The organism is Pseudomonas sp. SLBN-26, from assembly GCF_006715895.1.
In the GTDB taxonomy this organism is placed as follows: Bacteria; Pseudomonadota; Gammaproteobacteria; order Pseudomonadales; family Pseudomonadaceae; genus Metapseudomonas; species Metapseudomonas otitidis.
This window is the reverse complement of sequence record NZ_VFOB01000001.1, coordinates 1,724,737-1,734,678: the sequence shown is the minus strand read 5'-3', so window position 1 is coordinate 1,734,678 and position 9,942 is coordinate 1,724,737. Positions and strand designations below refer to the sequence as shown.

General features: G+C 64.8%; 19 protein-coding genes. 16 read left to right on the top strand and 3 right to left on the bottom strand.

All coding sequences use genetic code 11. From position 1 onward, the window contains the following. Positions 1 to 23: 23 nt before the first annotated feature. From FBY21_RS07900 to FBY21_RS07885, 4 genes are read left to right on the top strand one after another with little or no spacing between them, the layout of a single operon-like run. The gene (locus tag FBY21_RS07900) at positions 24 to 1,058 is read left to right on the top strand and encodes a phage replication protein (RefSeq protein ID WP_142016339.1); all 1,035 of its coding nucleotides are present in this window, start codon (positions 24 to 26) and stop codon (positions 1,056 to 1,058) included. Further along, a complete protein-coding gene (locus FBY21_RS07895) occupies positions 1,051 to 1,902 on the top strand; it encodes a hypothetical protein (RefSeq protein WP_142010067.1) in 852 nt (283 codons plus the stop codon). The genes FBY21_RS07900 and FBY21_RS07895 overlap by 8 nt, the downstream gene beginning before the upstream one ends. Beyond that, positions 1,892 to 2,443, top strand: a complete 552-nt coding sequence (locus FBY21_RS07890) for a hypothetical protein (RefSeq protein WP_142010065.1) — start codon at positions 1,892 to 1,894, stop codon at positions 2,441 to 2,443. The genes FBY21_RS07895 and FBY21_RS07890 overlap by 11 nt, the downstream gene beginning before the upstream one ends. Beyond that, positions 2,443 to 3,063, top strand: a complete 621-nt coding sequence (locus tag FBY21_RS07885) for a recombination protein NinG (RefSeq protein ID WP_253543675.1) — start codon at positions 2,443 to 2,445, stop codon at positions 3,061 to 3,063. The genes FBY21_RS07890 and FBY21_RS07885 overlap by 1 nt, the downstream gene beginning before the upstream one ends. Positions 3,064 to 3,126: 63 nt before the next feature. On the opposite strand, the gene FBY21_RS29870 is transcribed toward FBY21_RS07885, so the two are convergent. Next, positions 3,127 to 3,255, bottom strand: a complete 129-nt coding sequence (locus FBY21_RS29870) for a hypothetical protein (protein WP_260845190.1) — start codon at positions 3,253 to 3,255, stop codon at positions 3,127 to 3,129. A gap of 24 nt (positions 3,256 to 3,279) precedes the next feature. Continuing rightward, positions 3,280 to 3,552 carry a hypothetical protein gene (locus tag FBY21_RS07875; RefSeq protein WP_142010057.1) on the bottom strand — a complete coding sequence of 91 codons (273 nt, stop codon included), beginning with the start codon at positions 3,550 to 3,552 and terminating at the stop codon, positions 3,280 to 3,282. Between the two features lie 155 nt (positions 3,553 to 3,707). Between FBY21_RS07875 and FBY21_RS07870 the strand changes: the two genes are divergently transcribed. The 8 genes from FBY21_RS07870 (at position 3,708) to FBY21_RS07835 (ending at position 7,425) form a co-directional block, all read left to right on the top strand. Further along, on the top strand, positions 3,708 to 4,130 hold the full coding sequence (locus FBY21_RS07870) for a hypothetical protein (protein WP_142010055.1): 423 nt from the start codon (positions 3,708 to 3,710) through the stop codon (positions 4,128 to 4,130). Then, positions 4,127 to 4,351 (top strand): hypothetical protein, encoded by a 225-nt coding sequence (locus FBY21_RS07865; protein ID WP_142010053.1) that lies wholly within the window; start codon positions 4,127 to 4,129, stop codon positions 4,349 to 4,351. Before FBY21_RS07870 ends, FBY21_RS07865 begins: the two co-directional genes overlap by 4 nt. Continuing rightward, positions 4,338 to 4,868 (top strand): lysozyme, encoded by a 531-nt coding sequence (locus FBY21_RS07860; RefSeq protein ID WP_142010051.1) that lies wholly within the window; start codon positions 4,338 to 4,340, stop codon positions 4,866 to 4,868. Before FBY21_RS07865 ends, FBY21_RS07860 begins: the two co-directional genes overlap by 14 nt. Further along, complete coding sequence (locus FBY21_RS07855; protein ID WP_142010049.1) at positions 4,865 to 5,236, top strand: hypothetical protein; 372 nt, start codon at positions 4,865 to 4,867, stop codon at positions 5,234 to 5,236. The genes FBY21_RS07860 and FBY21_RS07855 overlap by 4 nt, the downstream gene beginning before the upstream one ends. 143 nt (positions 5,237 to 5,379) lie before the next feature. Beyond that, positions 5,380 to 5,760, top strand: a complete 381-nt coding sequence (locus FBY21_RS07850) for a hypothetical protein (RefSeq protein ID WP_142010047.1) — start codon at positions 5,380 to 5,382, stop codon at positions 5,758 to 5,760. Position 5,761: 1 nt separating this feature from the next. Next, the gene (locus FBY21_RS07845) at positions 5,762 to 6,067 is read left to right on the top strand and encodes a hypothetical protein (RefSeq protein WP_142010045.1); all 306 of its coding nucleotides are present in this window, start codon (positions 5,762 to 5,764) and stop codon (positions 6,065 to 6,067) included. After that, a complete protein-coding gene (locus FBY21_RS07840) occupies positions 6,067 to 6,486 on the top strand; it encodes a hypothetical protein (protein WP_142010043.1) in 420 nt (139 codons plus the stop codon). Before FBY21_RS07845 ends, FBY21_RS07840 begins: the two co-directional genes overlap by 1 nt. Positions 6,487 to 6,798: 312 nt before the next feature. Continuing rightward, entirely contained in the window at positions 6,799 to 7,425 is a 627-nt protein-coding gene (locus tag FBY21_RS07835; protein ID WP_142010041.1) for a hypothetical protein, read from the top strand. On the opposite strand, the gene FBY21_RS07830 is transcribed toward FBY21_RS07835, so the two are convergent. Continuing rightward, a complete protein-coding gene (locus tag FBY21_RS07830) occupies positions 7,426 to 8,295 on the bottom strand; it encodes a hypothetical protein (RefSeq protein ID WP_142010039.1) in 870 nt (289 codons plus the stop codon). Positions 8,296 to 8,372: 77 nt separating this feature from the next. Here FBY21_RS07830 and FBY21_RS29365 point away from each other — a divergent pair, with 77 nt between their 5' ends. The 4 genes from FBY21_RS29365 to FBY21_RS07815 are packed head-to-tail and all read left to right on the top strand — an operon-like array spanning position 8,373 to position 9,941. Then, on the top strand, positions 8,373 to 8,540 hold the full coding sequence (locus FBY21_RS29365) for a hypothetical protein (protein WP_160158579.1): 168 nt from the start codon (positions 8,373 to 8,375) through the stop codon (positions 8,538 to 8,540). Continuing rightward, positions 8,530 to 9,156 carry a hypothetical protein gene (locus tag FBY21_RS07825; RefSeq protein WP_142010037.1) on the top strand — a complete coding sequence of 209 codons (627 nt, stop codon included), beginning with the start codon at positions 8,530 to 8,532 and terminating at the stop codon, positions 9,154 to 9,156. The genes FBY21_RS29365 and FBY21_RS07825 overlap by 11 nt, the downstream gene beginning before the upstream one ends. Further along, positions 9,153 to 9,443 (top strand): hypothetical protein, encoded by a 291-nt coding sequence (locus tag FBY21_RS07820; protein WP_142010035.1) that lies wholly within the window; start codon positions 9,153 to 9,155, stop codon positions 9,441 to 9,443. The genes FBY21_RS07825 and FBY21_RS07820 overlap by 4 nt, the downstream gene beginning before the upstream one ends. A 3-nt stretch (positions 9,444 to 9,446) precedes the next feature. Then, complete coding sequence (locus FBY21_RS07815) at positions 9,447 to 9,941, top strand: hypothetical protein (protein ID WP_142010032.1); 495 nt, start codon at positions 9,447 to 9,449, stop codon at positions 9,939 to 9,941. Position 9,942 lies beyond the last annotated feature (1 nt).

Below are 9,942 nucleotides of genomic sequence, written 5' to 3'. Positions count from 1 at the left end.
TCGAGCTGTGGGGGCTCGCTGACATGCAATTCACAATCACGATCAACCAGGTCAAGGCGCTGGAGTGGGGACTCAACGCCCAGCAGGCCTTGATGTTCGCCTTCGTCTACGAGTGCCCGAGCTGGGCGACACCGGTAGAGCAGGGCGGCGAGACCTTCTACTCGCTGAGCAAGGCGAAGGTCCTCGAGGAGTTGCCGCTGCTCACCGATAAACCGGACACCGCCTACCGGCTGCTGAAGCAGTTGCAGGCGGCCGGCGTCATCGTGCTGTCCAGTACGTCGAGCATCACGCTGTTCCGCCTGACCCCGAAGGGCCAGGAGTGGAACCGCAAGCTAGATGGCTCGGAGAAGTACACACCCCCCGGAAAAAAATCCGACCTCGGAAAATCTTCCGAGCCCGGAAAATCTTCCGACCTCGGAAAAAAATCCGAGCAGAAGGAGGTGGCAGGGTCGGAAAAAAATCCGAGCGAGGTCGGAAAAAAATCCGGGGAAGGTCGGAAAAAAATCCGCAGAGGGTCGGAAAAATCTCCGACAAATCAGGTAACCAGTAATCAGGGTACCAAGGATCAGGGTACCAATCAGGGTTTTGCCGGAGGGCCTATTCAGGCCCCGGCGCAGGAATTCATTCCCGCTGGGGAGCAGCCGGCGCCGCGCTGCGAGATCCCCGCTGACATGCCCGGGCCGAAGGACACCACCTGCAAGACGTTCAGGACCTGGGCCAACTACGCCATCGCCTACCGCAACCGCCACAAGACCTGGCCGGTGTGGAACGCCACTGTCGGCGGAATGCTCGGGAAGCTGGTGGATCGCCTCGGCCAGGCGGACGCACCCAAGGTCGCCGCGTTCTTCGTCCTGCGGGTGAACGACGCCAGTGTCCTCCGTGGGTGCCACTCGCTGAAGGCCCTCCTGGCCAACGCCGAGGGCTACCACACCCAGTGGAAGACCGAGAACCCCATCACCCACACCCAGGCTCGCCAGGCTGAGCGCAGCGACTCGAACCTGTCCGCCGCTGAGCAGGCCCTGGAAATCCTACGTGCATCGAGGGCTGGCCATGCTTAGCGAGCTTCAGCAGGAGCACCTGCTGGCGTCCCTGTACGCCACTGCCGAGATTCTGGACCAGCAGCTGCAGCCACGCGCTGCGGCACTGATGGTCGCTGACCTGAAGATCTACGACGAGAAGCCGTTGGTAGAAGCGCTGTCTGCCTTGCGACGTGCCGGTCAGAAGCTCACCCCGGAGAACGTGATCCGCCACCTGGTGACGCAGGACGGGCGGCCCGAGGCGAACGAGGCCTGGGCGATCGCCATGACCAGCTACGACGAGGCGGAGACGGTGCTGATGACGCCGGAGATCCAGCAGGCGGCAGCCTCGGCTGAGAGCGTTTTCCGCGCTGGGGACAAGATCGGTGCCCGCATGGCGTTCATCGCCACCTACGAGCGGCTGGTCACCACCGCGCGCCAGGTGGGCACGCCGTTGGCGTGGTCGCTGTCGCTGGGCCACGACGCCGAGCGGCGCGCCAGTGCGATCGAGAGCGCCGAGCGTCTCGGCCGGCTGCCTGCGCCCCAGGCGCAGGCGCTGCTCGCCCACCACGCGGTCGGCCAGATCACCGCCGAGGGCCGCGCCATCGTCGGGCTGCTGGCGGGCCCCTCTGCTGACGGCCTGCTGGCGCTGACCGCCGATGAAAAGACCCGTGAGGCGCTGAAGGCCGAGGCCGGGGAGGGCAAGTGCTCCCTGGACGTGCGCGAGCAGCTGCAGCGGATCCGCCAGAGCATGGCCGCCAGCCGTGGGCAGAAGGACGAGGAGCGCCGGGTCGCGAAGCTGAAGGAGCGCCGCGAGTTGGCCAAGAAGCGCCGGGCCGCCCTCCAGACCATCCAGGAACTACAGGAGCAGCGTCATGCGCAATGAAGCCGCAGCGACCTCTGCCGCCCCGAAGAAGGCGGCGCCGAAGAAACGCACCAACCGCCCCGTTTACCTCGAATTCAAGCGCATGGTGGACCCGGACACCGGCGAGGTGCGCCTGGCCCTGGTCGCGGGCAGCGACGTCGACCGGTTCCTGCTGAAGGAGCGCAGCTACCGGGCCGGCGACCGTGTGCGCGCCGAGCTGAAGCAGCCCCGCGACGAGCGCCGCCACCGGCGGGTGCACCGCCTGGGCCAGTTGGTGGCGCAGAGCATCGACAAGTTCGCCGGCATGGACGCGCACTCGGTGATCAAGAAGCTCCAGGGCGATGCCGGCGTCTGCTGCACCGACGAGGTGTTCGACCTCGGCTCGCTGGGCCGGGTGACGCGCAGCGTGCCGGAGTCCCTGGCATTCGACCAGATGCCTGAGGAACACTTCGGCGAGTTCTGGCGCGGCATCAGCCGCTACCTGATCGACACCTACTGGCAGCACCTGGACGAAGACCAGATCAACGACATGGTGCAGATGATGCCCTCGGAGGTGGCCTGATGAGGGCCTCAAAAGCCCCCCGGCCGAAGAAGTGCCGGGCCTGCTCTGAGCTGTTCATCCCCGTGAAGTCGCTGCAGGTGGCCTGCAGCATCGCCTGCGCCTTGAGCCTTGCGAAGGCCAAGCAGGCACGCGAGCGAGTTTCCCTGGAGAAGCTGGAGCGCCGCGACCTGCGCGCGGCTCGGCAGCGGCTCAAGCCTCACCACAAGCACCTGAGTGAAGCCCAGGCTGCCTTCAACAAGTTCATCCGCCTGCGCGATCGCGATCAGCCGTGCATCTGCTGTGGCAGCTACGGCCCGGACGAGGACTGGCTCACCGGCGGCAAATGGGATGCCGGCCACTACCTGTCGCGCGGCTCTCACCCGGAGCTGCGGTTCAACGAGGACAACTGCCACAAGCAGCTGAAGAGCTGCAACGGCGGGTCCAGCAAGTACGCCCGCAAGGGCCGCACCGTTGCGGAAGGCTACCGCGCACGCCTGATCGAGAAGATCGGCCTGGAGCGCGTCGAGGCCCTGGAAGGGCCTCATGAGGCCTGCCGCTATTCGATCGAAGACCTGAAGGCGATCAAGGCCCGGTATCAGGCCTTGGCGCTGCAGTTGGAAAAGGAAGCGACCAGCGGGTGAGGAGGTGGGTATGCGTCATGAGGAGATGACGTGCGCCGCGGACATGAAGGTGCGGCTGGGCGATCAGGAGATGACCGCGTTGGCCTGGGCGGCGGCGCGGGGGCTGAAGTGGGGCACCGTCCGGCAGCGCCGGTACCGGGGCAGCAACTGGCAGGAGGCATTGACGCCAGGGCTCAGGCGGTCGCGGTTCAACGACGGAGCCCTGGCTGGCCCGCGTTAGGCCTCCGGCGAGAGGTGCAGCACAACCGGCTCGCCGTCCGGCACGTCCTGGGCGCTCACACGGAGCTGGGTGAGCAGGGTTTCGAGGCGATCCAGTGCCTCAGCGCTGACCCTGCCGCCCAGTGCTGCGATCTCGCAGCCGTCCTCGGCCAGGGAGATGCCCAGCCAGGTGCGGCTGCCGCGCTGCTCGATCTCTTCGCCGAATACCGCCATGGCCTCGGTCACTGCCATGTACTCGTTGTCGTCCACCTGGTCGATGTTCTGCCCCATCGTCGTTTCCTCGTTCTGTTGGGCCGTTGCCCGGGATGTGAAAAGGCGACGCTCTGTAACTGGAAAGTGCTTTGCAAGGGTTGCGGGTGTCGGCCAGTGACATAGCGTCGAGCCATCCGAACATCGCAAGGACGCCCCACGTGGACGACCCGAACATGCAAACAGAGCTCGCACTGCTCAACCAGGAGGTCGCCGGCCTCCACCGCGTGGTCTCCGAGATCGGCGGGAAAATGGACGTGGTCATCCAGATGCAGCTGCAGATGCAGCGTCTGCAGGACCGCAGCGACCGGCTGGACACCGAGGTGCGCCGTTCCCAGGAGAGCAACGAACGGGCGATCGCCAGCATCCGCGCCGACCTCGACTCGGCATTCCAGGTGGCCCACGGCGCCCGCGACCTGGCCACGCGCTGGCTCAACCGCTGTGTAGGCGGCTTCGCCGTCGGCGCCGTGCTGTTCGGCGCGCTGCAGTGGTTCGTGCTGCGCGAGATCACCGACTACAAGGCCGCCGCCGGCCGTGCCAGCGAGCTGGAGCGCCAGGTACAGCGGCTGGAGTGCACCGTCACGGGGAAGTGCAAATGAAGCTGATCCCGCAATGGCGCCGCTTCTGGCGCATGTACAGCGTGTGGTGGATCGTCGCCCTGACGCTGCTGGCCGCCACCAGCCCCTTCATCGACGAGATCCGCGCCGTCCTCAACCTGGGCCTGCTGCCCAGCATCCTCCTCACGGCCCTGGCCATGCTGGCCGGGGTGCTCCTCCGCCTCGTGGCCCAGCCGAAGGTGCGCAACGATGACGACCAGTAGGAAGCGCACGGCGCTGAGTGCTGCCGTGCTGGCCCTGGTGGCCGCTGGTGCCTCGGCGCCGCAGATCATGGACCAGTTCATCCGGGAGAAGGAGAGCGGCGACCGCTACGAGCTGAAGGCCTACCAGGACGGCGCCAAGGTCTGGACCGTGTGCGATGGCAAGACGGCCGGCGTCACCCGCGACACCGTCATGACCAAGGCCCAGTGCGACACCTGGCGCAAGACCGAGATCGGCCAGCGCCTGGCCTACGTGCACAGCATCATCCGGGTGCCCATGAGCGAGCCCGCCTGGGCCGGCGTGGGCAGTTGGTGCTTCAACGTGGGCAACGCTGCCTGCGGCAAGTCCACCGCGGTGCGCCTGCTCAACCAGGGCAACCAGGCCGCCGGCTGCCGCGCGCTGCTGCAGTGGCGGTTCATCACCCGGGAAGGGGTGAAGATCGACTGCTCGACCGACCAACCGTACTGCAGCGGCGTCTGGGAGCGCCGGCAGGGCGAAGCGGAGCTCTGCGGCCTATGAACATCGACACCCTGCGCCTGGCGGCCTACGCCGTCCTGACCGTTCTCGGCCTGGCCATCGGCTGGAGTGTTCGCGGCTGGAAAGAGGGGAGCGACGACGCGATCCGCCTGCAGGCGCAGCTGGACCAGCAGGCACTGGCGCGCAGCGTCGTCGACCAGGTGGCCGCGTCCACGAATCAGGCCATCGCCCAGATCCGCGTCACCAACACCACGATCTACCAGAGAACCCGCCAGGAGGTCATCCGTGAGCCGATGGACCCTGCTTGCCGCCTGCCTGCTGGCTGGATGCGCAACATCAACGCCGCCCGTGCTGGTGGAACAGTCCCTGCTGCAGCCGTGCCCGGATCTCCGGCCGGTGCCGATCGCTGAGGACGGAACGGGCGACCCCGCAGAACTCACCCTGGCCGACGTTGAGATGTCGGGCCAGTACCTGGAGTGCCAGAGGCGCCACCAGGGTCTCGTCGAGGCCGTGAAGGCCACCTACAACCAGTAACCGTTCAAGGGGGCAGACCATGAACATCAATCCATTCGACCAGAAGCCCTGGGTGCTGTTGTCCAGAGCCCGCTGGCATGGCGGGGCTTTCTTTCACAGTGGAGAGTTATCCGGCATTGACGCAGAGGCAATTCGGCAACGCGCCCTCCGTGCGATCTCGCGACAGCTTGCCCAGATGACTGAACAGGTGCTCCTCAGCGCAATCAAGGCCGAGGAGTGCGGCGCGCCGTCCCAGGGAATCAGGTTCGACGCCACCATCTACATGTTCACCGAGGACCAACTGGCGGCGCTCGTCCAGTCGGTCAGGGCTGATGAAAGTGAGAAAGCGATGAACATGCTCAACCGCCAAGCCCAGGCTGACACCACGCCATTGAACGGCACCCCCTCGCTGGAGAGCTGATATGTCGAACCGCCGCACCTACCTGGCGCACGAGCTGCGCGCCGGGCACACCGTCTTCATCGTCACCCGGGCATTCGTCGACCACGCCACGGGGGAGGGCCGCTACGAGGTGGCCGAGCACCTGGTAGCCAGCAAGGGCGAGCCGCAGCCCGAGCCTGGCCAGCTTCCGTTCCGGATGCACCCGGACATGGCCCGCTGGGCAGCCAGCAAGACCGACCTTTGGCGCACCCGCCGCGATGCCCAGCGAGAAGCACACCGCCGCCAGGCCCTGGAAGACGCTCACTTCGCTGCCAAGAGGAAGGCCTGATGGACCGCACCGAACTGCTGCAGGCCGCCGAGAAGGTGGCTGCCGAGATCCAGGGGCTGCCGGTGGGCCAGGTATTCCCCGATGGCGCGCGCCGGCTCTTCCTGGAGCACGTAGAGCCGAAGATCGGCACCTACCGCCTGTACATCGCCCGTCCGTTCGGCGTGGTGCGTCCGGGGGGCATGAAGTGGAGGGTCCAGCTCAACGTCCAGTTCGAGGGCAGGCAGGACCTGGTCACCGTGAACGACGGCCGCGTGCAGGCGCCGCTGGAGCAGCTGGGTGACCTGATCATCGAGGCCGCCGGCCGCCTGGCTGACCACATCGCCGCGAACAACCGCCTGCTGAAGGAAGCGCGCCGCCAGACCATCAAGGCCGTGGCCACCCAGCCCGAGGCGCTGGTGGTGCATGAGGCGCGCCCATGAGCAAGGTCGTGGAGTTTCCGCCCAGGTGTGCCCCGCACGCGACCGGCGATGCCATCTGTACCCGCTGCCGGCATGAGTGGGTTGCGGTAGCGCCTGTGGGGCAGACGCAACTGGAGTGCCCGGGGTGCGGCACCCACTGTGGGCTGTTCAAGTATCCATTCGGCCCGAGCGTAGGCGACGCCATGTTCACCTGCGATTGCGGCTCGTCGTTGTTCTACATCGTCCGGGCCAAGGCTGATGCGGTGGCAGCGGTACGTTGCAGAGGCTGTGGGCAGGAAGCCACCGGCTGGTTTGACTGAGGAGAGCGTGGTAGTGAGCAGCAAGAAGACCATCGACTGGGAAGCGATCGAGCGCGACTTTCGTGTGGGACAGCTGTCGCTGCGTGCCCTGGCCACCAAGCATGGCACCACGGCGGGTGCCATCTCCAAGAAGGCCAGTGCCGGCAACTGGGTGAAGGATGCGAGCGAGGAGGTGCGAGAGAGAACCCGTGCCGCCTTGCTGACCGAGCCGCGCAAGGAGAGGGAGCGCCAGGAAACAGCGGATGGAAACACCGTTTCCAGCTCAGGAAACGCCCCCACGCAGGGCGACATCGAAGTGGCAGTGCAGACCAACCTGCAGGTGATCAACCGCCACCGCCGCGACATCGCCAAGGGTCATGGCCTGGTCAACCTGCTGTTCCGCCAGCTGGAGCAGGCAGCGAGCGCACGGGAGGAGCTGGAAGACGAGGTCATCGAAGAGACGGCCGGCGATACGAACTACCAACGACGCAACCGGATGCTCAAGGCGCTGAGCCTGCCGACCCATGCCGGCGTACTGCGGGACCTGTCCACTGCGCTGAAGAACCTGATCCCGCTGGAGCGCCAGGCCTACAACCTCGATGAGCAGGAGCACGAGGAGCCGTATGAGGAGAGGCTGAAGCGTTTGCTCGCTGATGGATGACTACGACTTCTCGCTGGAGTAGAAAAGTTTCGCGTCATTGAGGGGTGTGTAATCAAGATCGCTTGCGCAGTTATCCCTTAATACCTTGATAGCCAAGTGGAACATATTCAGATCAGTGAGCTGGTCTTGCTCAAGGCAGTTAAGCGGGAAGGGCCAGCCGTCGACAATCAGTCCGTAATCTAGAACGAAGCTCACATGCCGCTTGTTCTCGTGCGTGTAAGTCAGGGCGCATATCGCATTGCTAGGAATAACCTTGCCGTCAAATAACAATGTCGTTCTGGTGATTTCCTTCTTGTTGGCCATGTACTTCAAGGTTCTGATGTCAGGGGATGGCTTGATTTTGCATTTCAGCAGCTTGGTGTCGGTGACCAAGGCCAAATCAAATTTTGACTTTTTGGCTTCAAAGGGGTTGGTGTCGGTGTTCAAGGTGGTTATGCGCTCGGGCTCGATAACTTCCGATTCAAGACCCTTTATCACCATGGGAGGGCTTAGTCTGCTCAGTGTTACGTATTGGTTGTTATCAAAAATTGCGATGACTCTATGGATGACAAGGGGCTTGTCCTTTTCGTTAATAATTGTGATGTCTCTGGGGTAAGTCGGGTGCATTGTTGAAAATTCGATAGAGTATGACGCGGTCGCTTTTTGGCCCCATTTTTTCAGTGCTGAAGATATGGCAAATATTGCGCCTAATATCGCTAGTATGTTTCGCAGGTCGTTGAGGTCGAATATGTCTTTAAGTGGCGCGAAGTCGATAGATTGGAACAGCGAAATAACTTGGTGTACTTCCATATAGACCTCAGTTGTCTGGCATGTCGCCAGCATAGCGCAACGGCGTTTTCCGTTCCCCTTGCCACGTTGCGCCAGTGACATAGCGTCGACCCTGTCACCCACCTACGACAGGGGCCGCTCCCATGCCCAACCCTTCCGACCCCCGCCGAGCCCGAAGCATGGGCCAGGCGGCTCTCAACGCTGACGGCAAGACGTACAACGGCTACCGCCTGCTTTCCTGGCTTTCCGAGGTGCTGCATCCAGGCAAGGGCCTGAGTGAAGCCGAAGTGCGCGAGATCGACGCCGAGGTCCGGGCCAAGCGCCAGGAGGCCCGAGATGGCGCCTGATGCCCCCGAGATCCCGCTGAAGATCACCCGCGGCAAGACCGCCGAGTTCGCCTTCCTCTACGCCGACGAGGAGCAGGTCTTCCTGCCGATCGAGGCCATGCCGGTGAAGGCGCCCGCGCGGCTGACCATCACCGGGCACCAGATCCCGGACGGCTGGCCAGTGCAGGTCCAGTGCGTCAAGGCGCCGGCCGAGCTGAACAACGACCCCAACGGCGACGAGCCCTACTACAAGACCAAGGTGGTGGACGCCAACACCATCGAGTTCAACCGGGTGAACGCCCACTGCTGGAAGGAATACGCCGGCGGCGGGCTGGTGGTGTTCAACCGCCCGGTGAACCTGACGGGCTGGCGGTGCCGGGCGCAGGTGCGCACCAAGGCCGGCGCCACCGGTACGCCGCTCTTCAGCTGGGACAGCGACCCGAGCCAGAACCCCGATGGTGTGGCAGTGGTGGACGTGGCCCGCGCGTGCTTCGTGCTGCGCGTCGAAGCTGCTGCAGCTGCCGCGCTCACCTGGTCGAGCGCCGTCTACGACCTGGAAGCGATCGCCCCGGACGGCAGCGTCTACGCCGTGACCGCCATCAGCCCGATCACCGTAGAGGGCGAGGTGACCGTATGACGGCCCACCTAGTGGTGCGCAGTCGACCTGGCGGCGTGCTCGTCGCCCGGGGCAGTTCCCTTGTCGTCACGGCTGCGCGCGCAGCTCCGCAGGTCCTGGCCTTGGACGCTGGGCGTCGCTTCCTGGTGCTGGCCGGCCTGCAGGGGCCAAAGGGCAGCGACGGCCTCGACGGTGTCCAGGTCAGCCAAGAGCCTGACAACCGCCTCGAATTGAAACCCGACGGGCTCTACGTCGCCGATGGCTTCGTTCCTGACCCGCTCGCCTATTACATCCTCGCAAAGGGCTAGAAAATGACCATGGAAACCCGCCTCATCGCCCTGGCTCAGGCCATTGGCGCCGACGTCAAGAGCCTGCGCGCCGCGCAGGGCGACCTGACCAGCTTGTCCACCACCGCCAAGGGCAACCTGGTGGCGGCTATCAACGAAGTTTTCGCCCTGGTCGGTGCCGGTGGCGTGCAGATCGACGACGGCGCCGGCAATGGCGATACCGGCGTCACCTGGTCGGCCGACAAGATCTTCGACAGCATCGAGCTGGCCAAGCAGGCCGTGAAGGACAGCATCTTGGGTGGTGCCGGCGCGGCGCTCGATACGCTGAAGGAGCTGGCAGACGCCTTGAACAACGACCCGAACTTCGCGGCCACCATCGCCACGCAGATCTCCAACCGAGTCCGCTACGACGCCGCGCAGACGCTGACCACGGCCCAGCGCCTGCAGGCTTGCCAGAACATCGGCATCGGTGACCCCGAGGCCGATTTCGTTGCCGCCTACAACACCGCGAAGGCCTGAC